Raw genomic sequence first — 21,798 nt, 5'->3', positions numbered from 1 at the left:
GCTGCGGGTCTTCGTCATCGCGGGCGAACTTTCGGGCGACAAGCTGGGCGCTGCGATGATGCAGGGCCTGACAGAGCTGGCCGACGGGCAGGTGGAATTTCAGGGCGTCGGCGGGCCAAGGATGGAGGCCCAGGGGCTGAGCAGCCTTTTTCCCATGGACGAAATCTCGGTCATGGGGATCACCGAGATCCTGTCGCAATATTCGCATCTCAAGGCGCGCATCCGCCAGACCGCAGACGCGGTACTGGCCGCGCGCCCCGATGTGCTGATCAGCATCGATTTGCCGGAATTTTCGCTGCGCGTCGCGCGACTGGTCAAAGCGGTCAGTGACATTCGAACCGTCCACTATGTGGCGCCAACGGTCTGGGCATGGCGGCCGGGCAGGGCGGCGAAGATGGCGCGCCATATCGATCAGGTTCTGGCGCTTTTTCCGTTCGAGCCGCCCTATATGGAAGCCGCAGGCATGCGCTGCGATTTCGTGGGCCATCCGGTTGTCACCGATCCCGTCGCCACGGCGGAAGAGATTGCCGCATTTCGCACCACCTTTGGCCTGGAGGGCGATTACCTGCTCGTCCTGCCCGGATCGCGCAAGTCCGAGGTCAGCCGTCTTGCGCCGATCTTTGGCGAGGTGCTGAGCCGTGTGGTGGCGGCGCGCCCGGATCTGCGACCTGTCGTTCCGGCGGCGAGCCCGGTTGCCGAGGCTGTCAGCGAGGCCGCAAGCACATGGCCGGGAAACCCTGTGGTGCTTGACCCGCGCAGCTATCCTGATCCGGCGCTGAAACGCGGTGCCTTTGCAGGGGCGCGCGCCGCTCTGGCAGCCTCTGGCACGGTCAGTCTGGAACTTGCTGCCGTCGGCACACCTATGGTTGTGGCCTATGATATGAACTGGTTGTCGCGGCAGGTGATCTCGCGGATGTTGCTGGTTGATACGGTCACCTTGGTCAATCTGGTGACACAGACGCGAAGCGTGCCGGAATTCGTCGGCAAGAATTGTCGCCCCGAACCCGTTGCTGATGCGCTGTTGCAGGTGCTGGACAATCCCGAAGCGCAAGCCGCCGCCATGGCCGAGACCATGCAAAAGCTGGGTCGCGACGGGCCACCGCCCGGCCTGCGGGCAGCGCGCGCCGTTCTGGATGGGATTGCGGACGCCAATACCGCGCACTGAAGGCGAACGCGCTCTCCAATAAAAAACGCCGCACCGGGGAAACCCGGCGCGGCGCATTCGCAATCAGTGTGGGCCGTATCAGTTGGCTAGTTCGCTGGTCTTTCCGTAGCTGTCGGTGAAGCCCGACAAAGACATGTCTACGACCACTTTCTGATCGGGCGCAAGCGCCGGCACGATGGTGATCTTGGCGACATTGCCGCGCTTGAACCGGTTCACGTCGTCAGCGGTAAAGCCGACACGCGCGTAGCAGCCGATCGGATTGCACAGCGTGAAATCATAGCGCTTGGGCTGGCCACCATCCACGGAGATCGACAGCTTCTGCGTCAGCAGTGTTTCCAGTGGAACGACGAAAGTACCGCCGGCCTGTACCTGCCCGCCATTCTTGACGCGGAAGATGCTGACCTCGGCGACGCTGTTGCCCTGACCATCCGTCAGAAGCTGGTACATCTGGCAGGGTTCTTCGCCTTCTTCGGCGCGAAGGCATTGCAGATCCCAGTCGCCAATCTCTTCGCGGATATAGGTCTGCGACTGCTCGCCGGGTGCTTCGGCGGGCTGTTCCTCGCCTGTGTCGAGCTGATCTACCAGACCTTCGGCCGGCGCGTCCTCGGCGGGGGCGGCGTCTGCGACAGGTGCGGCGTCTTCCGCGGCTGCATCTGCGGCAGGGGCGGCCTGTTCCGTCGCGATCTCTGCCGTCGTCTCTTCGGTTGCGTCCTGAGCGAATGCGGCCGGTGTCGAAGCCAGCATCGCTGCAATGGTCAGGGCGCCGAGATAGGTGTTCATGAAAGGCTCTCCCAGAGCTATTTGTCTTTGGCAGGCGCTTATCACGCGCCATTGCCAATGTCAGGCCAAAATCCTTGTGATCAGTCCGGTTCAGGCAAGAACCTGCCCGCATGATCGACGTGAATAAGGTTCCGAAACAAGGGGTTGTGTCAAAATGCGAAAGGAGCCCGAAGGCTCCTTCCAGTATTCTTCACTCCCCGTCGGACTGGCCGACTTTGTCATTGCCCAGACGGTACGAGACTTGAAAGTCACGGTCAACTATAAAAACACCCGTTTCGAAGGCGGTTTGGATGAATTGACGCTTGACTGACTAGGCTACGCGCAAATCCCGCGCGACTCGGTCCCAAAGCGGTCCCGGAGTATAAAAATGCCGCGCCCGAAGGCGCGGCCAGTCTAACAGGGAGGAAGTCTACCCGACACCAAAGAGGACTAATGATATCGGACGTATTACACTTTCACCGGAAATGGTTAAGGTTAGATGTTCAGGCCGTTACGGCCAAATTGGCAGGAGAACGGGACAAGATGGAAAACGGACTCTTCATCGGCGGTGGCGGTGCGGAATATGGCGAAAAGCAGTATCTGGATCTGAAATATGCAAACCGTCACGGGCTGATCGCGGGGGCCACGGGGACGGGCAAGACCGTCACGTTGCAAATCCTGGCCGAAAGCTTCTCTGCTGCCGGGGTGCCGGTTTTCCTGTCCGACGTGAAGGGCGACCTTTCCGGGCTGGCAGATCGCGGCAGCCCGGATTTCAAACTGCACGAGGCGTTTACGAAACGCGCGGCCCAGATCGGATTTACCGAGTTCACCTATGACGCCTTTCCAGCCGTGTTCTGGGATCTGTTCGGACAGCAGGGCCACCCTGTCCGCACGACCGTGGCGGAAATGGGGCCGCTCTTGCTGGCGCGACTTCTGGATCTGACAGAGGCGCAGGAAGGTATTCTCAACATCGCCTTCCGTCTTGCCGACGAACAGGGTTTGCCACTGCTCGACCTCAAGGACCTTCAGGCTTTGCTTGTCTGGACGGGTGAAAACCGCGCAGAGCTGAGCTTGCGCTACGGCAATGTCTCGGTGGCGTCGATCGGGGCGATCCAACGCCGGTTGCTGGTGTTGGAAAATGAGGGCGGAGCCGAGATATTTGGGGAGCCTGCGCTGGACCTTGCCGACATGATGCGCCTTGATGCGGACGGGCGCGGACAGATCAATATCCTGGCCGCCGACACGCTGATGGCCTCGCCAAAGCTTTACGCCACGTTCCTGCTCTGGCTTCTGTCTGAACTCTTCGAGGACCTTCCCGAAGTGGGCGACCCGGACAAGCCAAAACTGGTCTTCTTCTTCGATGAGGCGCATCTGCTTTTCGATGGCGCGCCCAAAGCACTGGTGGACAAGGTCGAGCAGGTCGCGCGGCTGATCCGTTCCAAGGGGGTCGGGGTTTATTTCATCACCCAGAACCCCGATGACATCCCCGAGGATATTCTGGGCCAGCTTGGTAACCGCGTGCAACACGCGCTGCGTGCCTTCACGGCCCGCGACAAGAAAGCCTTGCGCATGGCGGCAGAGACTTACCGCCCGAACCCGGATTTCGACACTGAAACCGCGATCCGTGAAGTGGGCGTGGGCGAGGCTGTCACATCCATGCTTCAGAAGAAGGGCGTGCCCGGCATCGTGCAGCGCACCCTGATCCGTCCACCATCGTCAAAGCTGGGACCGATCCCGGCGAGTTTGCGCGCGCAGTTGATCGCTGCGTCGGATCTGGGCGCGAAATACGCAAACGCCGTTGATCGCGACTCCGCCCATGAAATGCTCAAGCGGCGCGCCGATGCCGCGGCGAAGGCCGCCGAAGAGGCAGAGCGGCGCGAAGAGGAGCAATCCGCCGCGGAACGCGAATTCAATGCCGGGCGACGCTATTCCGGAACCCGCGTCTCGCGGTCGAGCGCAAAGACCCGCAAGCGCACGTTGAATTTCGACGATAGTAGCCTTGGCGGCGCCATTGCCAATGTTCTGGTCAAGGAACTAAAGGGCACCACCGGGCGGCGCATCGTCCGTGGAATCCTCGGGGGGCTTTTCAAGGCGCGATAAGCGCCCCGAGCACCGGGGGCGGCAACGTCCTGTTGACGCGAAGCTTTGGCCGGGTGTTTCCATCCGCGCCAAAGCTGCGTGTAGTTGTCCGCGTTGCGCGGCCCCCGTGGTTGGGGTCCGTATCAGCGTTCGGGAAGCAGGCCGCGCGGGCTGAAGCGCAGAACCAGTAGCAGGATCAGCCCCATCGTCGGCAGCCGCAAATGCGCGACACTGTCCTGAAGATGCGCCTGCCATGATCCGCTGCTTGCATCTGCAGACAGATCAGCCTGGGCATGAAGGCCGAGGATATTCGCCTCGAACCAAAAGCCCCAATTCGTGATCAGTGTAACCAGCGCAGCGCCGATCGGCTCCACCTCGACCCAGAGAAACCAGATCAGGAAACCGCCCAAGACCGCGCCAAGATTGTTGCCGGATCCCCCCACGATCACCATGACCCAGATGAGGAAAGTGTATCGCAAGGGTTGATAAGAGCCGGGTGTCAATTGCCCGTCCAGCGTCGTCATCATCGCGCCGGCAATGCCGCAGATGGCAGAACCAAGGATAAAGACCTGCAGATGTCTGCCCGTGACATCCTTGCCCATCGCCCGCGCCGCTGTTTCATTGTCGCGTATGGCGCGCATCATCCGGCCCCAGGGGCTTTTCAACGCGAGTTCTGCCAACACCAGAAGGACAATCAGCACCGCCGCGAACAGCAATCCGTAACCAAGCTTCACATACAGGGTTGAAGCTGTCGTGGCGTCCAGTCCGAGGCCGGCGGCGGTTTCGACAAAGCCGGGATCGTTCTGCAGATCGATTTCATAGGGCAGGGGACGCGGCAGGCCGATCACGTTCTTGACGCCGCGTGCCAGCCAGTCTTCGTTCTTGAGCACGGCAATGATGATCTCCGCGATGCCAAGCGTCGCAATTGCAAGGTAGTCAGAGCGCAGACCCAGCGCAGTTTTGCCGATCACCCAGGCCACGCCTGCCGCCAGCAAGCCACCGACAGGCCATGCGACCAGCACCGGCAGCCCCAAGCCCCCAAGGTAGCCGGTGGTGGCAGGGTTGATCGCCTCTACCGCTGCCACGCCCGCGTCATAGACGCTGCGGAACAGGAAGAATCCCGCAACAAGCACCCCGAACACCACGAGCCCACGAAGCCGCCCGTGCAGGCGCCCCCAAGCGAAAACGGCCGCAGCAACGACGCCCGCACCGACAAGAAGGCCGAGGATGACGCGCATCCCTCCCGCCGCCCAGGCTTCGGCCACCGGGGGCATGGAAACGAGGACCGTGGCCAATCCGCCAAGCGCCACGAAGCCCATCACGCCCACATTGAACAGCCCGGCAAAGCCCCATTGCAGGTTCACGCCAAGGCTCATCACCGCGGAAATCAGGCCCATGTTCAGGATCAACAGCGCAGTGTTCCAGCCTTGCACAAAGCCAGCGCCAAGGATCAGCGCCCCCACGATGATGAACAGGATAAGCTCGCGTAACGTCACTTCTGGGCCTCCGTCTTCCGGCGAGAGTCAGGCGCCGGGTTGCAGTGCAGGTTTGCACGTCACGGGGCCGGAGGCAAAGCGGGAATTGGCGTCAACCGGCAGAGATAGACAAAGAAAAACCGGCATCACGCATGTGACACCGGTTCATCCTGATCAGGGGTGCTGATGCGTTCAGGCGTCGGCCTTCTCTGCCGTCTCGCCGGAAATGGCCAGGGTCAGCTTGCGCAGCATGCGCGCCGACTTGTCCATGGATTTCTCGGGCATTTCGGACAGCGCATCGCCAAGCAGAGCGGTCAGCTCTTTTTCGACAGCTTTCAGCACTTCACGACCTTCAGCCGTCAGCAGAACCTTGCGGGCGCGCTTTTCTTCTTCGTTGATCTGCAACTCGACATACCCCTTTTCGGCCAGACGATTGACGATCTGGAACATGCGCTGGCGCGTCAGCGAGAATGCCCGGCCAAGTGCCGCAACGGACAGGTCTTCCTTGTTCGACAGGCGGCGCAGGACAAGCCAGCCAGCAGTGGTCAGGCCCTTGTCGGCCAGCATCTGGTTGCTGGTGATCGCGGACTGAAGGGAAAAGGCGTTGACGATGATGCGGGCGAAGTCGTTGGTGGTGCTCTTGCTCATGGAATGATGCTCCGATCGGGTCTCAATACGGTGCGCATGCACCGGCTCATGCGGAACATTTGTGGTACGCGGCACAAATTGTCAAGGGGCTTTACGGTTTTCTGGAAGAGCCCGACGCGGAAATCTTGCGTTTCTTCAGCGCCGAACGAAGTCTTTTCTCTTGCGCCAGCTGCGCTTTCCACACGGTGTGGGCGATGTTCACGGCCTCGTCGGCCGACAGGCCGGGATACTCTTCCCAAGGTTCGTTCGGCTCGGGCAGGGGCGCGCGGAACAGCGTGCTGCCCGACGGAAAGTACCGATCTTCGATCCGCTTGTTGCCCTCGGCATGTTCGTCGGCAATGGCGCGGCGTTCAGCGGGCGGATAGAGCGTCTGGTGTTCAGGCCGGTCCGGCCGACCTTGCGACCATGCTTCCAACTCCTTCTGAAGCAGTTGGTAATCATGGCTGATGCGCCGCTCGTTCGGGAATTTCATCAAGAAGTCCATTGCAGCGCGGTTGAGCTTGTCATTCCGCCTTGGCGCTTCGTCGTAGTCAGATGTCAGAGTCAGGCCCAGCACATCCATGAACTGTTCCACCAGCGAGATTTCGAAAAACTTCGGCTCGAAGCTGCGGACGCAGATATGATCGACCCCCAGCACGCTTTCCCACTCCCCAAGCACACGATCATAGTCGAGGCTTGACTGCACTTGCCGAAGATAGCTGTGCCGGTCGGTAAAGACAGCGCCGCCGCGCAATTGCTGACGGTAGACGGATTCAAGCCATTCATCCTGCCTGCGCAGGTAGACCAGCATATTGATCTCGTAATCGGGAAAATACTGCGCCAGTTTCCTGAGGCTGTTGATGTGAAACAGCGATTCCGAACTGATGATCACATTGTCGGCACCGCTTTCAACACGCTCGCGTTCCAGCATGCGACGGACCTTTGCGGGATCAGCCTCGCGGATCCATGCGAGCTTTTTGCCTTCGGACCGGAAGAAGTTACCGAAAGTGTGATGCGCGTTCCACTGCCGCCCGGCCTGTGGATAAAGCCAGCCGTTCCGGGCCAGCACCTGCCGGTTGAGCGCGCAATGAAGCTGGATGGTGGTGGTTCCGGTCTTGGGCAGGCCGGAATGGATCAGCAGCTTTGGTTTCATCGGTCATCCGTTTCGACTGGGTACGCGCCAACATGGCTGGCGTCCTGTTAGCGCGGCGAGGACAAGAATCAAACTGATTTTCCGCGGAAAAGACCGGTTGGCCGGATCAAGAGCACGATCAGAAGGATGACGAAACTGACCGCGAATTTGTAATCCGTGCTCAAAAGCTGCACGAGCCCCGACGGCTCAAGCTGCTCGGGCAGCAGGTAGACCAGAACCTTTTTCCACGCATAGGTGATGCCAACCTCGGAAAACGCGATGACGAACCCGCCCGCGATGGCCCCCAGCGGACTGCCCAGACCACCGACGATGGCGCTGGCAAAGATTGGCAGCAGCAGTTGGAAATAGGTGAAGGGTTTGAAGCTTTTGTCCAGCCCGTAAAGCGTGCCCGCCACGGTCGCCAGTGCCGCCACGATCAGCCAGGTCACCATTACCACGCGTTCGGGGTTGATCCCCGACAGCAGCGCCAGATCCTCGTTATCCGAATAGGCGCGCATGGATTTGCCGGTGCGCGTGTGGTTCAGAAACCAGAACAGCAGCGCCACGACGATCACGGCCGTCACCAGCGTGATCGCCTGCGTTGACTTGATTGCAAGCCCTTCATCAAGCCCAGTCATCGCCTTGAACTCGCGCGCGCCGATCAGGAACCGTTCGCCATCGGCGAACCGTTGGTCATTTGGCCCGATGATCAGGCGGGTGATGCCATTATAGATGAACATCACCCCCATGGAGACGATGACAAGGATCACCGGTTTGGCCTTCTGCTCCCGGTAAAAGCGATAGACCGCGCGGTCTGTCAGCAGCACCAGCGCTGCCGCGCCAAGGATGCCAAAGGGCAGGGCGAGCAGCGCCGTGGGCAGCGGCCCGAGGCTGATCCCCGCTGCCTGCATCGCCCATGTCACCAGAACCACGACCATCGTGCCAAAGGCCATCGTGTCGCCATGTGCGAAATTGGAAAACCGCAGGATTCCGTAGATTAGCGTCACACCCAACGCCCCAAGCGCCAGCTGGCTGCCGTAGGCCAGAGCCGGGATCAGCACGAAATTCGAAAGCGCCACAATGGCGTTCAGGAAATCAATCACGATGCGTCCTCGCACTGTCCGAGATAGAGCATGGAGAACTCCGCGCCCTCGAAATGCACCGAATACCGGGCCGCACCCTGAGGGGAGACAGTCAGCAGATGGGCGCCAGCCGCACTGATACCAAACCAGCTCTTGTCACCTTCACGGCGCCCCAAGGGCAGAACATCAAAACGTCCCGCGTCGTCAACAATCGCCTGACCGCCAAGCGCCTCTGCTACGGCGTCAGGCTCGATGTCGTCACCCATCGCATCCTGCGGTACGACTTGCATCTCATAGCCGCTTTCGGCGCAGGTTTCGCCTTCCGGACATTCCCGCTCAAAGCGGCAGCTCAGGTCTGCCATGGCAAGGCCGGGGACCAACCACAGGGCCAAAGCCGCCGGCACGCTGAAAAATTGCATGTTTGATACCACCATCAGCCCCCCAGAAAACTCTTGCGCACATCGTCATCGGCCAACAACTCCTTGCCCGTGCCGGCAAACGCGTTCGCCCCCTGCACCAGCACATAGCCCTTGTCTGCGATCTCCAGCGCTTGCCGGGCGTTCTGTTCCACCATCAGGATCGGAATGCCGGTGCGGGCAACCTCGATGATCCGGTCAAAGAGCTCGTCCATGACGATGGGGCTGACGCCCGCGGTGGGTTCGTCCAGCATCAGTACCTTGGGTTTTGTCATCAGCGCGCGGCCCACGGCGACCTGCTGGCGTTGCCCGCCCGAGAGCTCACCCGCCGCCTGGCGACGCTTGTCCTTGAGGATCGGGAACAGGTGATAGACCTGCTCCATCGTCTCGCTGAAATCGTCGCGCCGGATGAAGGCGCCCATCTCAAGGTTTTCCTCCACCGTCATAGAGGTGAAGATGTTGTGCGTCTGCGGCACGAACCCCATGCCCTTGACCACCCGGTCCTGCGGGCTGAGGCGCGTGATATCCTCGTTGTCCAGCATCACATGGCCCTTGCGCAGGTCAAGCATGCCAAAGACCGCCTTCATCGCCGTCGATTTGCCCGCGCCATTCGGCCCGACAATGACCGCAATTTCGCCGCGTTCCACCGCGATGGTGCAACCGTGCAGAATATCCGCGCCGCGCCCGTAGCCGCCGGTCATCTCATGCCCGATGAGGAAAGGGTTGCCCGGCGCTGGCTGCGCCTTACCGCCGCCTGCCGCGCCGATGACAGAGCCTTGCCCGTCGGGCTTGGTGATCGAGCGGTCGCGATTGCCGCGATCATCCTGATAGGGGTTGCCGCTCATGCGTTGCCCGCCGTAATTGCACTGTCCTGGGGATCATGGGACCATGTTACGGGCTGCCGCGTGGGGAGGGGAGCCGCACGCATCACACCATCTCCTTGTTCTTCAAACCGGTGCCCAGATAGGCCTCGATCACCGCCTCATTGGCCTTGATCTCGTCAATCGTGCCCTGTGCCAGCACTTTGCCCTCGGCCATGACGATGACGGGATCGCAAAGACGTCCGATGAAATCCATGTCATGTTCAATCATGCAGAACGTATAGCCGCGTTCCTGATTAAGCCGCAGAATGGCATCGCCGATCGTGTTGAGCAGGGTGCGGTTCACGCCTGCGCCAACCTCGTCAAGAAAGACGATCTTGGCATCCACCATCATCGTTCGCCCAAGCTCCAGCAGCTTTTTCTGACCACCGGAAAGATTGCCAGCCCGTTCGTTCTTGAGGTGAGATATTGTCAGGAAATCAAGGACCTCGTCGGCTTTCTTCAACAACGTCTCTTCTTCCTGCGCAATCCGTCCGCGCTGGAACCACGCATTCCACAACGTCTCGCCCGATTGCCCGCCCGGCACCATCATCAGGTTCTCCCGGCAGGTCATGGAGCTGAATTCATGTGCGATCTGAAAGGTGCGCAATAAGCCCTTGTGAAACAACACATGTGGGGGCAATCCGGTGATGTCATCACCGTCCATGCGAACTTGACCCGAAGTTGGTTCAAGAACTCCCGCTATCACATTGAAAAGCGTTGTTTTCCCGGCGCCATTCGGCCCGACAAGGCCGGTAATGGACCCGGTGGCGATCTCCAGTGATGCACCATCCACGGCGTGAAACCCGCCAAAATGCTTGTGAAGGTTCTCAACCCGGATCACAGCACCCCTTTCCGCGCCTTGAGGGCGTCTCTCATCTCATTGAAACAGCCCGGAAAATCCGGGCTGTTCATTCTTGTCGGGTGCGATCAGCGGAACTGAACTGTTTCGTAAGCGCCACCCGTGACGGTGTATTCGCGGTAGGTGCCTGCCGCTTCTCCCGGTCCGATCAGCTCGACATTCGTGGCGCCGACATAGTCGATTTCGCCGCCATTCGCGAGGATCTCGAAGGCCTTGCCAAGCTCGCCCGGCAGGATCTTTTCGCCCGGCGCGTTTGCGACATTGATCACATTTTCGGCCACGGCCTTGGATGTGGCTTCGCCGCCCGCCATCATCGCCAGCGCAATCAGCGCCGCCGCGTCATAGCTTTCGCGGGTAAAGGAGGATTCACCGTTCACGCCCGCGGCCTCGGCCAGAGCTGCGAATTTCTCGGTGCCTTCACCTTCGGACCACGGCACAGCGCCGAACGAGCCGTCCAGATCGCCGCCAAGATCAGCAAGCAGGGCGTCGCCATACATGCCGTCGCCCATCATGAACATGTCAAAGGCGCCGGTGTCGAGAGAGGCCTGAATGATGCCCTTGCCGCCCTGATCGGAATAGCCAAGGACCACCAGCAAGTCGCCGCCGGCCGAGGCCAGCGCGCCGATTTCCGCCGAGTAATCGGCTTTGCCGTCTTCATGCGGCGCATTCAGCGTGACAGTGCCGCCATTCGCCTCGAAGCTGGAGATGAAGCTGTCCGACAGACCCTTGCCATAGTCGTTGTTGGTATAGGTCACGGCAACCGATGTGATGCCTTTGTCGGCAAGGATACCGGCCAGAACTTCGCCCTGGCGCGCATCGGACGGTGCGGTGCGGAAGAACAGGCCGTTATCCTCTGCCGTCGTCAGACCCGGAGAGGTCGCGGAGGGCGAGATCATTGGCACGCCGTTTGGAACGGCCACGTTGGACAGAACGGCGCCCGTCACGCCCGAGCAATCCGCCCCCATGATCGCCACGACACCATCGGACGTGACCAGACGTTCGGCAGCTGCGGTAGCGGCGGCGCTGTCAACGCAGGTCGAGTCCGCACGCACCGGCGCCAAAGTGACCCCATCAAGAAAGGTGCCGCTTTCGTTCACTTCGGTCAGCGCCATCTCTGCGGAGCCTGCCATCATCGGTGTCAGGGATTCGATCGGGCCGGTGAAGCCAAGGATCACACCGATATTGACGGTGCTCGCGTGGCTTTCAGCAGTTGCGCTGCCTGCGGCAAGGGCGCATGCGGCAGTGGCCAACAACAGGTTTTTCATTTTCTTCTCCCAAGTTGGAACATATGTCCTGCGCGGAGCGTAAGCGGCGCAAACCTAAATGAAAAGAGGTTCCGAGATTACCGTTACGCGAGGTGGGCAAAGCCTCGCCCAGCGCTGGACAGGCAAGGGCTTTCCCCTATCTCAAACGGTCAGGAGGATACGCCATGCGATCATTCATTCTTTCTGCTGTTCTGGGGATTGCTTGCGCCATCACCTCGCCACTGGGGGCGGAGCCTGTCGCGTCGAACCTGCGCAGTTACGAGGCGCAACCCGTCCTGCGCGGGTTGAAAGACCCCTGGGCTTTCGGGTTTCTGCCTGACGGCACCATTCTGGTGACCGAAATCGGCGGAACTTTGACAGCACGCCTGCCGGACGGGTCGGTGAAACGCGTGGCGGGCCTGCCGAAGGTCCGGGTGCATGGGCAGGGTGGTTTGCTTGACCTGCTGATCCCGCAGGATTTCTCCCGGCGGCGCGAGATTTTCATGACCTACGCCAAACGTCAGGGGGTGAGGCAGGCCGGAACGGCTGTTCTGCGGGCGCGGCTCTCCGACGACCTGTCGGAGCTCACAGAGCTGCGCACGATCTTCGAGATCAAGCAAGGCTCTACCGGGGGCCGCCACTTCGGTTCTCGACTTGTCGAGGCGCGCGATGGCACGCTTTTCGTGACCGTGGGCGAGCGTGGTGCGCCCAACTCGGCGCAGGACCTGACATTGCATAACGGATCTGTCCTGAGGATCACGCGGGATGGCAAGGCCCCACGTGATAACCCCTTCTCCGGTCACGAAGACAAGCTGCCAGAGATCTGGTCCTACGGTCACCGGAACCCGCAGGGCGCCGCGCTGGACCCGACCGGCCAGCTCTGGGTGAACGAACACGGCGCGATGGGCGGGGACGAGGTCAACCGCATCCGCAAGGGAGCAAATTACGGCTGGCCGGTCATCGCATATGGCCGCAACTATAACGGCACGAAGATCGGCGAAGGCACCGCCAAGCCGGGGATGGAACAGCCCGATTTCTACTGGGACCCGTCGATTGCGCCCTCCGGCATGACGATCCATTCCGGCAAGGGAAATGCTGCGTGGCGCGGCCATTTCTTTGTCGGGTCGCTCAAGTTCGACTATATCGCCCGGCTGGAGGGCACGCCGCTGCGCGAAGTCGAACAGATCAAGGGGGACGCCACGATCCGCGTCCGCGATGTGCGCGAAGGTCCAGACGGCAGGCTGTGGTTTCTCAGTGTCGGCAACGGCACGCTCTATCGTCTGGTGCCGTGATCCAAGCAGGGATACGCGTCCCGGCCCCCGAGCCGGGACCTGATGTTCAGCGCATCGCCCGGCTGAAGATCGGGTATGCCCTACTTCCCGGATGTCGGACGGTTCAACCGGTAATAGGCCGTGTCGCACCATTCGTCTTCGCCATACAGAAAATTCTGCCTCTCGATCCTGACGCAGTCAAAGCCGTTCTTCTCCAGCACTCTGGCAGATCCGGTGTTGCGCGGGTCGATCTCTGCGGTCAGGGCACCTGCATTGGGAAAACGGACAAACAGTTCCGGCAGAAACGCGGCAATGGCTTCCGTTCCCAACCCCTTGCCCCACCAATCTGGATGCAGGATATAGCCGATCTCAAGGTGCCGCGACATGCCGATACGGCCGATCAACTGGCCCTCGTGCTCAATAGCACATGACAGCTGCCTCTCGGGCGCATCTTGCATGAACGCTGCCAACAGCTTGCGCGTGGTTTCCATGTCCTGCCATGCAGGGCGATCCCAATATCGCATGGCCAACGGGTTCGAAAAAATCTGGTGCAGATCCTCCAGATCCTCCTCGCGCAAGAGGCGCAGGACAAGCCGGGCTGAGCGGATCACACCGACAGACGCGCCGCGTGGCTGCCACGTTCGCGGTAGGGTGTCGTCTGATAATGCGCCCGGTAGCATTTCGAAAAATGCGACGGTGACGCAAATCCGCAGGCAAGGGCCACGTTGATCACGCTCATATCGGTCTGCATCAGCAGGTTGCGCGCCTTTTGCAGCCGCAGTTCCATGTAATAGCGCTTGGGGCTGCGGTTGAGGTAGCGGCGGAACAGGCGCTCCAACTGACGCGTGGACATGCCGACTTCCTGCGCGAGGATGGAGGGGCTGATCGGTTCCTCGATATTGGCCTCCATCATATGGATCACTTGGCTTAGTTTCGGGTGCCGCACGCCGATGCGCGTGGGAACGGACAGGCGCTGCGTGTCCTGATCGGTCCTGATCGCAGAGTAGATCTGCTGGTCAGCCACGGCATTGGCCAGTTCCTCGCCGTGATCCTCGGCGATCAGTTGCAGAAAAAGGTCAATGGAGGACGTTCCCCCCGCGGTCGTCAGGCGAAGCCCGTCCACGACAAAGACCGATTTGGTCAGCTGTACGTCTTCGAATTCCTCGGCAAAGCTGTCATGGTTTTCCCAGTGGATCGTCGCGCGTTTCCCGTCCAGAAGCCCCGCCCGCGCAAGTGTAAAGGACGCGGTGCAAAGACCGCCGACCGGCAGCCCGCGACGCGCCTCGCGCCGAAGCCAGTTCAGCAGTCGCTTGGACGTCGCTTCCTGCACATCCATGCCACCACATAGCATGATCGTGTCACCGCGCTGCAGCTCTTCCAGGTCGCCCTCCAGCGCAAATGTCGTGCCGGTGGAACTTTGAACCGTCTCGCCGCCTTCACCGATCAGACGCCACGTATACAGCTCTTTGCCGGACATCCGATTGGCCAGACGCAGGCAATCCAACGCGGCGGCAAAGGACAGAAGCGTGAAATTTTCAAGCAGAACAAACACAAAGCGTCGCGGCTTGAGGCCTGTCTCTTCGATATCAGTGAAGTGACGTGGTGCCGCCATCCTATTGGTTTCCCTGTCTTTGATGGCGCACGCGTCGCGCGCCCGTTGAGTGTCTTGTCTCACATGGTCAGAAGCTGGATAATGCGTCAAGGGGGAGGGCTACATTTGCAGGTGGCCTCTCTGGGTGCGGGTCTGTATAGAGACTCCGCTATCGCTAACGACCGGAGAACACAGATGACCGAGTGGCAGAAATCGAACTGGCGCAACAAGCCGCGGGTTCAGATGCCCGACTATACGGATGAGGCTGCGCTGAACGCCGTAGAGGCACAGCTGGCAAAATATCCGCCGCTGGTCTTTGCCGGCGAGGCCCGCAAACTGAAGGCCGGGCTGGGCGCTGCTGCGCGCGGCGAGGCATTCCTGTTGCAAGGCGGGGACTGCGCGGAATCCTTTGAACAGTTCAGCGCGAATTCCATCCGTGACACTTTCAAGGTGATGTTGCAAATGGCCATGGTGCTGACTTATGGCGCCAAGGTTCCGGTGGTGAAGGTTGGCCGCATGGCCGGACAATTCGCCAAACCACGCTCTGCACCGACAGAGGTGAAAGATGGGCTGGAACTGCCCAGCTACCGTGGTGACATCATCAACGAGCTGGATTTCTCGCCCCAGGCGCGGATCCCCGATCCTTCAAAGATGTTGCAGGCCTACACGCAGGCGGCGGCCACGCTGAATCTGCTGCGCGCGTTTTCCACCGGGGGCTATGCCGATGTGCATCAGGTCCATCAGTGGACGCTTGGCTTTACCGAAAGCGAAAAGGCCGCGAAATACCGCGACATGGCCAACCGGATCAGCGATGCTCTGGACTTCATGAAGGCCGCGGGCGTGGATTCCAACTCTGCCCACAGCCTGCAAAGCGTGGATTTCTACACCAGCCACGAATCTCTGTTGCTGGAATATGAAGAGGCGCTGTGCCGTCAGGATTCGACCTCTGGCAAGTGGCTCGCAGGGTCCGGGCACATGATCTGGATCGGCGATCGCACCCGTCAGCCTGACGGCGCGCATGTCGAATTTGCGCGTGGCGTGCTGAACCCGGTGGGCCTGAAATGCGGCCCGACGACGACTGCCGAAGACCTCAAAGTGCTGATGTCGAAACTGAACCCCGCCAACGAAGAGGGCAAGCTGACTCTCATCGCGCGTTTCGGCGCCGGCAAGGTTGGCGAAAACCTGCCGCGCCTTATCAAGGCGGTTCAGGAAGAGGGCGCGAATGTCACCTGGGTCTGTGACCCGATGCATGGCAATACGATCAAGTCGTCGACCGGTTACAAGACGCGCCCGTTCGAATCCGTGCTGCGTGAAGTGCGCGAATTCTTCGGCATTCATAATGCCGAGGGCACTATCCCCGGTGGCGTGCATTTCGAGATGACCGGCCAGGACGTGACCGAATGCACCGGTGGCGTGCGCGAGGTCAGCGACGAGGATCTGTCGGATCGCTACCACACGGCCTGCGACCCACGGCTGAACGCCTCGCAATCGCTGGAACTGGCGTTCCTCGTCTCCGAGGAACTGACCAACCGCCGCAACAGCCTTGCCGTCGCTGCGGGCTGATATACGCCCAGCGGGTTTGACACTAAAAAGAAAAGGCGCCGTAGCTTCGGCGCCTTTTTGAATTTTAATCAAGCGGTTGTGCAATCATCTACAAGTTATACTCAAACGAAATAAAACGGGGGCAAAGGTTGCGTGCCTTGCCCCCTTACTTGTTAAATTTGAAATCGGCAGGCGACATGCTGCAAGATAATTCGTCAGCTCAAATTTTTGACGTCAGTCACAATCCGTTTTGACCAAACGCAGCTTTGGTTTCGGCTCAAACGGGCTGTTCTGCTCTGCAAACCCTTCGGCCATGACCTTGGGGGCGGAGGGCAGCGGCGTGGCCATTGCATCTTGTCGCGGCAGGACCAACGCATCCTCCCGTGCCGCGGGTTTACGATCAGGACGAATGTCGATGCGCTGTACGGAAGACGTCAAAGGCTCCACCCGGACACCGACAATTTCCATCCGGCAGGGCACGCGGCCGAAGGCTCCCCGCGTCACCAGCACGCCGAGCGCCCGGTTCACATCGTCCATGTCCGACCGCAGCGGGTAGATCACCAACTCGCCCGTCAGGGCAGGGCGGCCGGGACCTGTTTCCGACCGCAGATCGACGCGGATAATCGCCGGGCTCGTGAACAGCTTTTCAAGCACCGAGGCCAGCGTATCGCGGCTATCCGGCACGAACAGCGCGCTCAGCGGCATGCCTGCCACCTCCATGCCCATCAGGTCGGACAGATGCGTGCCCGCCACGCGAAGCCGGGCCAAGCCTTTTCCGATACGTTCAGCCACAAAGGCCACGTCCAATGCGCCGTCCAGGCCGCGCGGATCGATCTGCGAACGTGCCGGGATCGGGTGATCATGGCGAAGCCCGTGCCAGTAGGTGTCGACCAGGCGCAACGCGACAGCTTGCGGGGTATCCGGGTTTGGTTTCATTGAAATCACGTTGTCTTTGGTTTTGCTTTTAAAAAACACGGCAAATACTCCACTCGATACGCGCCTTCATTCGCCGTTGGAATTCAGGGTAAATATGCGTTCATAAAGGTTACATTCATCTTAATATCCTCCTTCGATCGGGAAATCCGTACATTTCCTTATAAAAGGTTAACAACCCGGCTCGGCTTGCCAGCGCGGCGGGGATTGCGTAACCGGGGGGCGACGGAGTTGAAGGAAGAATTCATGCGGCAATCGATGACGGGCTTTGCCTCGGGACAAGGCAGCGCGGGACGCTACCGCTGGACCTGGGAGATCCGCAGCGTGAATGCCCGTGGGCTTGATCTGCGCTTGCGCGTCCCGGATTGGATCGAAGGGTTGGAGGCTGCCTTGCGCGCGCGTCTGGGCAAGGCCGTTTCGCGGGGGAATATCTCGCTGAACCTTCGCCTTCAGGCAGAGGATGAAGCAGCCCTTCAGGTGCTGAACTCTGCCCAGCTTGATGCCACATTATCTGCATTGGCAGAGGTAGAGGCCCGCGCGATGGATCGCGGCATCACCCTTGCCCCCGCGACGGCGACCGGCATCCTTGGCTTGCGCGGCGTTCTTGACAGCAAATCCGGCGATGAGGACAGCGCAGAGATCCGCGCGGCTCTTGAAGCGGATTTCACGAACGTTCTCAAAAGCTTTTGCGCGATGCGTGAGGCAGAGGGTGAAGCCTTGCAAGCCGTCTTGTCCGACCAGGTGGACCAGATCGAAGCCCTGACTGCCGAAGCCGCGGCACTGGTGGACGCCCGGCGCGAGGATATGAGCACACGTATGAAAGCCGCGCTTGCCCGCGTCATGGAAAATGCCGACGGTGCAGAGCCCGACCGTGTGTCGCAAGAGCTGGCAATGATAGCCGTGAAGGCCGATATCACCGAAGAGCTGGACCGCTTGCGCAGCCATGTCTCTGCCGCGCGGGATCTGCTGGCAACGGACAGCCCAGTCGGGCGCAAGCTGGACTTCCTGACGCAGGAATTCAATCGCGAAGCCAACACCTTGGGCTCGAAAGCTCAGTTCCAGCCATTGACGCGGGTCGCACTGGATCTCAAGACGGTGATCGACCAGATGCGTGAACAAGTTCAGAATGTGGAGTAGGCGATGACCAAGCGGCGCGGCCTTCTGATTATCCTGTCCTCGCCTTCGGGCGCTGGCAAATCTACCCTGTCGAAACGGTTGCTGGAATGGGACCCCTCCCTGCGGTTCTCGGTTTCGTCGACCACCCGTGCGCCACGGCCCGGAGAGGTTGATGGCAAAGACTATCATTTCACGACCGAAGAACAGTTCAAACATGACGTGACCGAAGGCCAGATGCTGGAACATGCTCATGTTTTCGGTAACTTCTACGGCTCTCCTGTCGCACCGGTTCAACAGTCTATCGACAATGGCTGCGATGTTCTGTTCGATATCGATTGGCAGGGTGCGCAGCAAATCTCCAACTCCGTGTTGCGGGATTTTGTGCTGTCCGTCTTCGTGCTGCCACCCTCGATTGCAGAGCTGCGCCGACGTCTGGAAAGCCGGGGTCAGGACAGTGAAGAGGTGATCGCCAAGCGCATGCAGAAAAGCTGGGACGAAATCAGCCATTGGGACGGCTATGATTACGTGCTGGTCAATGATGATCTGGATGCCACTTTCGAAAGGCTGAGAACGATTGTCACCGCCGAACGTCTGCGCCGCGCGCAACAGCCCGGTCTTTTGGATCACGTGCGGAAGCTGCAAAAGGAATTCGAGGAGATTTCGGCATGACACTTTATAGCATCGACGGGCAAGCACCTGAAATCGCAGAAGATACATGGGTCGCACCCGATGCAAACCTGATCGGTCGGATCGTTCTGGAAGAGGGTGCATCGGTCTGGTTCGGCAGCACCTTGCGCGGCGACAATGAGCAGATCCTCATCGGTGCAGGCAGCAATGTTCAGGAAAACTGTGTGTTTCACACCGATATGGGCTTTCCGCTGACCATTGGTGCGGGTTGCACGATTGGTCACAAGGTCATGCTGCATGGCTGCACAATCGGCGATAACTCCCTGATCGGTATGGGGGCCACGGTTCTGAACGGCGCCCGGATCGGCAAGAACTGCCTGATCGGCGCGGGGGCGCTGATCACGGAAGGGAAAGAGATCCCCGACGGATCGCTCGTGATGGGGGCGCCGGGGAAAGTCGTGCGCCAGCTGGACGAGACCGCCATTCAGGGGCTGGCCAAGAGCGCCCTTGGCTATCAGGCCAACATGCGGCGCTTTCGTGACGGGCTCAAACCGATCTGAGCCGCGACGGAGATACAATTCGGGTCTGACGGCGATGGTTGCAATCCGACCGCGAAATGGCGCAAATCACCGGAAGGGCAGTCGCTGAAGGCGCGCTGCTGAACAGGTTTTGGAAAACGCGGCGCGCGTCCGGCGGTCATTGTCACCCCCGCCGGCGCTTCGAAAGGACATGACATGAAACCCACACTGATCCGCCCCGGCGGCCTGCCGCACAGCGCCTCCACACCGGTGGTCACGCCGCTGATGCCTTCGGTTGTCTATGCCGCTGAGAGCCCCGACGCGCTGGATGCGCAATATGAAGGGCGTACGGAGGGGTACACCTATGCGCGCGAAGGCCATCCCAACGCGGATGTTCTGGCGCGCCGGATTGACGCGATGGAAGGGGCCACCGGCGGGATCGTCGTAGGCTCTGGCATGGCAGCGGTGACGGCGGTTCTGCTGGGGCTGCTGAAAAGTGGCGATCACGTGGTGGGCGGCAATCAGCTTTATGGTCGGTCACTGCGCATGTTGCGCGATGACCTGCCGCGGCTTGGCATTGCGACCTCGCAGGCCGACCCGACGGATGTTGATTCTGTTCGCGCCGCGCTGCGACCCGAAACGAAGCTGATCCTGATCGAGGTCGTGTCCAACCCGACCCTTAGGGTTGCCGATCTGGAGGGGCTGATCGCGCTGGCGAAAGACAAGGGCATCCTTCTGGCCGTTGACAATACCTTCACCACGCCGCGCGCCATCCGGCCGCTGGAGATGGGCGCGGATATCCTGATCCATTCGGTGACGAAGCTGATGGCGGGGCATTCTGACGTCACGCTGGGCTATGTCGCGGCAAAAGATGCCGGGCTGCGTCAGCAGCTATATGATTTCGCCGTCACAACCGGGCTGACGGCAAGCCCGTTCGATTGCTGGCTGGCCGAGCGCGGGTTGATGTCCTTTGACCTGCGGTTTGACCGGACAGAGGCTACGGCGCAACGGCTGGCCGATCATCTGGCGGGTCAGGCGGGCGTGAAGCGCGTGCTCTACCCGACCCGCATCGACCATCCCGACCATGCCCGCGCACAGGGTCTGTTGCGGGGGCGCGGCTGCAACATGGTCAGCTTTGAACTGGACGGCGGGCGCGAGACGGCAAATGCCTTTGTCAGGGCCGCAGATGGCATCGCCTTTGCCCCGACGCTCGGCGATATCGGCACCACCCTGTCGCATCCGGCAAGCTCGTCGCATCGTGGCCTGACACCCGAGGCGCGGCTTTCGCTCGGCTTGACCGAAGGGTTCTTCCGGGTTTCCGTCGGCCTTGAGGATCCCGAGGCGCTTCTTGCCTGTTTCGACCGGGGGCTGGAGGCTGCAAGGCAGGCATGAATTCCGATCTGACCAAAAGCCTGATCGAGGCCATTCCGATGGCGACGATCCTTGTGGGGTCGGACGAGCGCGTGCAGGCCGCCAATACCGAGGCGGGCAAGCTGCTGGGGCAGGGGATCACGGGGCGGCATTTCATCACCGTCCTGCGCCAGCCCACCGTGCTGGACGCGATTGAAAGCTGTCTGCGCGGGGTATCGTCGGCAAATTCGCGCTATCTGACATCCGATGGCGGGCAGGATTCGACCTATAAGGTCAGCGTGCGCCACATCCCGGAACTGGGTGCGATGATCTGTTTTGAGGATGTCACACATCTGGAACAGGCCGGGCAGATGCGGCGCGATTTCGTGGCGAATGTCAGTCACGAGTTGCGCACGCCGCTGACGGCCCTGATGGGGTTCATCGAAACGCTTCGCGGGCCCGCCAAAGACGACGCAACGGCGCGCGAACGGTTCTTGGCCATCATGGAGCGTGAAGCCGGCCGCATGAACCGTCTGGTCGGCGATCTTCTGTCGCTGAGCCGCGTCGAATCCGAAGAGAGGGTTCGCCCCAAAACGCGTGTCGACCTGTGCGGGCTTGTACGGTCCACGGCGCATTGGCTGGCGCCGCTGGCCAAGGATGCCGAGGTGACGCTGACGCTTGACCTGCCGGCTGACCCGCTGGAGATCGCGGGCGATCAGGATCAGCTCCGTCAGGTGCTTATCAACCTGACGGAGAATGCCATCAAATACAGCGGCAAAGGGTCAGAGGTCACCTTGTCTGTCACCGCGCCAGCCTATCACGCCCGGCTGCGCAGCGCCGGAACGGAGCTGACCATCCGCGACACCGGTGCGGGTATCGACCCGGTGCATATCCCCCGCCTGACAGAGCGATTCTACCGGGTAGACAGCCACCGGTCGCGCGAAATGGGGGGCACCGGTCTGGGCCTGGCCATCGTTAAACATATCGTGAACCGGCACCGCGGACGGCTGCGGATTTCCAGCACAAAGGGGCAGGGGACGGCCGTCAGCGTGCTTCTGCCTGCGGACTGACAGCCTTCAGATTCCCGTGTTACATTCAGCGATTGCACGGGCACAACTGGTGATTGATCAGGCCTGATGCGCCTTCCGC

At 60.7% G+C, this 21,798-nt stretch carries 21 protein-coding genes; 9 read left to right on the top strand and 12 right to left on the bottom strand.

All coding sequences use genetic code 11. The annotated features are described in order from the left end of the window. The first annotated feature begins 1 nt into the window (after window position 1). On the top strand, window positions 2-1,165 hold the full coding sequence (gene lpxB / locus EDD52_RS15835) for a lipid-A-disaccharide synthase (RefSeq protein WP_132246812.1): 1,164 nt from the start codon (window positions 2-4) through the stop codon (window positions 1,163-1,165). A gap of 78 nt (window positions 1,166-1,243) precedes the next feature. Here lpxB and EDD52_RS15830 read toward each other — a convergent pair whose 3' ends face one another. Next, complete coding sequence (locus tag EDD52_RS15830; protein WP_132246722.1) at window positions 1,244-1,945, bottom strand: invasion associated locus B family protein; 702 nt, start codon at window positions 1,943-1,945, stop codon at window positions 1,244-1,246. Between the two features lie 522 nt (window positions 1,946-2,467). Between EDD52_RS15830 and EDD52_RS15825 the strand changes: the two genes are divergently transcribed. Then, entirely contained in the window at window positions 2,468-4,024 is a 1,557-nt protein-coding gene (locus EDD52_RS15825) for a helicase HerA-like domain-containing protein (protein ID WP_132246720.1), read from the top strand. Between the two features lie 122 nt (window positions 4,025-4,146). Here EDD52_RS15825 and EDD52_RS15820 read toward each other — a convergent pair whose 3' ends face one another. From EDD52_RS15820 to EDD52_RS15785, 8 genes are all read right to left on the bottom strand, one after another. Then, window positions 4,147-5,499: a branched-chain amino acid ABC transporter permease gene (locus tag EDD52_RS15820; protein WP_132246718.1), complete on the bottom strand. Its 1,353-nt coding sequence runs from the start codon at window positions 5,497-5,499 to the stop codon at window positions 4,147-4,149. A gap of 171 nt (window positions 5,500-5,670) precedes the next feature. Further along, window positions 5,671-6,126 carry a MarR family winged helix-turn-helix transcriptional regulator gene (locus EDD52_RS15815; RefSeq protein WP_132246716.1) on the bottom strand — a complete coding sequence of 152 codons (456 nt, stop codon included), beginning with the start codon at window positions 6,124-6,126 and terminating at the stop codon, window positions 5,671-5,673. 91 nt (window positions 6,127-6,217) lie between these two features. Then, on the bottom strand, window positions 6,218-7,258 hold the full coding sequence (locus EDD52_RS15810) for a hypothetical protein (RefSeq protein ID WP_132246714.1): 1,041 nt from the start codon (window positions 7,256-7,258) through the stop codon (window positions 6,218-6,220). A 68-nt stretch (window positions 7,259-7,326) separates the two neighbouring features. After that, window positions 7,327-8,337: a branched-chain amino acid ABC transporter permease gene (locus EDD52_RS15805; protein ID WP_132246810.1), complete on the bottom strand. Its 1,011-nt coding sequence runs from the start codon at window positions 8,335-8,337 to the stop codon at window positions 7,327-7,329. Continuing rightward, window positions 8,337-8,738, bottom strand: a complete 402-nt coding sequence (locus EDD52_RS15800; RefSeq protein ID WP_132246712.1) for a hypothetical protein — start codon at window positions 8,736-8,738, stop codon at window positions 8,337-8,339. Before EDD52_RS15800 ends, EDD52_RS15805 begins: the two co-directional genes overlap by 1 nt. A 14-nt stretch (window positions 8,739-8,752) precedes the next feature. Further along, window positions 8,753-9,580 carry an ABC transporter ATP-binding protein gene (locus EDD52_RS15795; RefSeq protein ID WP_132246710.1) on the bottom strand — a complete coding sequence of 276 codons (828 nt, stop codon included), beginning with the start codon at window positions 9,578-9,580 and terminating at the stop codon, window positions 8,753-8,755. 82 nt (window positions 9,581-9,662) lie between these two features. Then, window positions 9,663-10,439 (bottom strand): ABC transporter ATP-binding protein, encoded by a 777-nt coding sequence (locus EDD52_RS15790; RefSeq protein ID WP_132246708.1) that lies wholly within the window; start codon window positions 10,437-10,439, stop codon window positions 9,663-9,665. A gap of 86 nt (window positions 10,440-10,525) precedes the next feature. After that, window positions 10,526-11,722, bottom strand: coding sequence for an ABC transporter substrate-binding protein (locus EDD52_RS15785; RefSeq protein ID WP_132246706.1), 1,197 nt, complete (start codon window positions 11,720-11,722; stop codon window positions 10,526-10,528). A 164-nt stretch (window positions 11,723-11,886) separates the two neighbouring features. On the opposite strand from EDD52_RS15785, the gene EDD52_RS15780 reads away from it, so the two are divergent. Continuing rightward, a complete protein-coding gene (locus EDD52_RS15780) occupies window positions 11,887-12,993 on the top strand; it encodes a PQQ-dependent sugar dehydrogenase (protein WP_132246704.1) in 1,107 nt (368 codons plus the stop codon). 80 nt (window positions 12,994-13,073) lie between these two features. Here the strand turns inward: EDD52_RS15780 and EDD52_RS15775 are convergent, their stop codons facing one another. Together EDD52_RS15775 and EDD52_RS15770 are read right to left on the bottom strand one after the other, a co-directional pair. Beyond that, window positions 13,074-13,583, bottom strand: coding sequence for a GNAT family N-acetyltransferase (locus EDD52_RS15775; protein ID WP_165907565.1), 510 nt, complete (start codon window positions 13,581-13,583; stop codon window positions 13,074-13,076). Continuing rightward, window positions 13,580-14,584, bottom strand: a complete 1,005-nt coding sequence (locus EDD52_RS15770; protein ID WP_132246700.1) for a GlxA family transcriptional regulator — start codon at window positions 14,582-14,584, stop codon at window positions 13,580-13,582. The genes EDD52_RS15775 and EDD52_RS15770 overlap by 4 nt, the downstream gene beginning before the upstream one ends. A gap of 174 nt (window positions 14,585-14,758) precedes the next feature. Between EDD52_RS15770 and EDD52_RS15765 the strand changes: the two genes are divergently transcribed. Continuing rightward, a complete protein-coding gene (locus EDD52_RS15765) occupies window positions 14,759-16,126 on the top strand; it encodes a class II 3-deoxy-7-phosphoheptulonate synthase (RefSeq protein ID WP_132246698.1) in 1,368 nt (455 codons plus the stop codon). Between the two features lie 213 nt (window positions 16,127-16,339). On the opposite strand, the gene EDD52_RS15760 is transcribed toward EDD52_RS15765, so the two are convergent. Then, the gene (locus EDD52_RS15760) at window positions 16,340-17,041 is read right to left on the bottom strand and encodes a PAS domain-containing protein (protein WP_132246696.1); all 702 of its coding nucleotides are present in this window, start codon (window positions 17,039-17,041) and stop codon (window positions 16,340-16,342) included. 243 nt (window positions 17,042-17,284) lie between these two features. Between EDD52_RS15760 and EDD52_RS15755 the strand changes: the two genes are divergently transcribed. From EDD52_RS15755 to EDD52_RS15735, 5 genes are all read left to right on the top strand, one after another. Then, on the top strand, window positions 17,285-18,175 hold the full coding sequence (locus EDD52_RS15755) for a YicC/YloC family endoribonuclease (protein ID WP_132246694.1): 891 nt from the start codon (window positions 17,285-17,287) through the stop codon (window positions 18,173-18,175). 3 nt (window positions 18,176-18,178) lie between these two features. Next, window positions 18,179-18,823, top strand: a complete 645-nt coding sequence (gmk, locus tag EDD52_RS15750; protein ID WP_132246692.1) for a guanylate kinase — start codon at window positions 18,179-18,181, stop codon at window positions 18,821-18,823. Beyond that, entirely contained in the window at window positions 18,820-19,341 is a 522-nt protein-coding gene (locus tag EDD52_RS15745; protein ID WP_132246690.1) for a gamma carbonic anhydrase family protein, read from the top strand. The genes gmk and EDD52_RS15745 overlap by 4 nt, the downstream gene beginning before the upstream one ends. Window positions 19,342-19,515: 174 nt before the next feature. Further along, entirely contained in the window at window positions 19,516-20,691 is a 1,176-nt protein-coding gene (locus tag EDD52_RS15740; RefSeq protein ID WP_132246688.1) for a trans-sulfuration enzyme family protein, read from the top strand. Further along, window positions 20,688-21,719: an ATP-binding protein gene (locus EDD52_RS15735; RefSeq protein WP_132246686.1), complete on the top strand. Its 1,032-nt coding sequence runs from the start codon at window positions 20,688-20,690 to the stop codon at window positions 21,717-21,719. Before EDD52_RS15740 ends, EDD52_RS15735 begins: the two co-directional genes overlap by 4 nt. The last annotated feature ends 79 nt before the right edge of the window (window positions 21,720-21,798 follow it).

This window comes from Primorskyibacter sedentarius (assembly GCF_004342065.1).
In the GTDB taxonomy this organism is placed as follows: Bacteria; Pseudomonadota; Alphaproteobacteria; order Rhodobacterales; family Rhodobacteraceae; genus Primorskyibacter; species Primorskyibacter sedentarius.
This window is presented reverse-complemented; position numbering and strand designations above follow the sequence as displayed.

What these genes read in the sequence shown, in the direction of transcription:
- EDD52_RS15800 (WP_132246712.1), bottom strand. Translation starts at nt 8,738, where the DNA reads ATGCAATTTTTCAGCGTGCCGGCGGCTTTGGCCCTGTGGTTGGTCCCC.
- EDD52_RS15760 (WP_132246696.1), bottom strand. Translation starts at nt 17,041, where the DNA reads ATGAAACCAAACCCGGATACCCCGCAAGCTGTCGCGTTGCGCCTGGTC.
- EDD52_RS15735 (WP_132246686.1), top strand. Translation starts at nt 20,688, where the DNA reads ATGAATTCCGATCTGACCAAAAGCCTGATCGAGGCCATTCCGATGGCG.
- EDD52_RS15830 (WP_132246722.1), bottom strand. Translation starts at nt 1,945, where the DNA reads ATGAACACCTATCTCGGCGCCCTGACCATTGCAGCGATGCTGGCTTCG.
- EDD52_RS15755 (WP_132246694.1), top strand. Translation starts at nt 17,285, where the DNA reads ATGCGGCAATCGATGACGGGCTTTGCCTCGGGACAAGGCAGCGCGGGA.
- EDD52_RS15780 (WP_132246704.1), top strand. Translation starts at nt 11,887, where the DNA reads ATGCGATCATTCATTCTTTCTGCTGTTCTGGGGATTGCTTGCGCCATC.
- EDD52_RS15825 (WP_132246720.1), top strand. Translation starts at nt 2,468, where the DNA reads ATGGAAAACGGACTCTTCATCGGCGGTGGCGGTGCGGAATATGGCGAA.
- EDD52_RS15810 (WP_132246714.1), bottom strand. Translation starts at nt 7,258, where the DNA reads ATGAAACCAAAGCTGCTGATCCATTCCGGCCTGCCCAAGACCGGAACC.
- EDD52_RS15770 (WP_132246700.1), bottom strand. Translation starts at nt 14,584, where the DNA reads ATGGCGGCACCACGTCACTTCACTGATATCGAAGAGACAGGCCTCAAG.
- gmk (WP_132246692.1), top strand. Translation starts at nt 18,179, where the DNA reads ATGACCAAGCGGCGCGGCCTTCTGATTATCCTGTCCTCGCCTTCGGGC.
- EDD52_RS15815 (WP_132246716.1), bottom strand. Translation starts at nt 6,126, where the DNA reads ATGAGCAAGAGCACCACCAACGACTTCGCCCGCATCATCGTCAACGCC.
- EDD52_RS15795 (WP_132246710.1), bottom strand. Translation starts at nt 9,580, where the DNA reads ATGAGCGGCAACCCCTATCAGGATGATCGCGGCAATCGCGACCGCTCG.
- EDD52_RS15740 (WP_132246688.1), top strand. Translation starts at nt 19,516, where the DNA reads ATGAAACCCACACTGATCCGCCCCGGCGGCCTGCCGCACAGCGCCTCC.
- EDD52_RS15745 (WP_132246690.1), top strand. Translation starts at nt 18,820, where the DNA reads ATGACACTTTATAGCATCGACGGGCAAGCACCTGAAATCGCAGAAGAT.
- EDD52_RS15765 (WP_132246698.1), top strand. Translation starts at nt 14,759, where the DNA reads ATGACCGAGTGGCAGAAATCGAACTGGCGCAACAAGCCGCGGGTTCAG.
- EDD52_RS15785 (WP_132246706.1), bottom strand. Translation starts at nt 11,722, where the DNA reads ATGAAAAACCTGTTGTTGGCCACTGCCGCATGCGCCCTTGCCGCAGGC.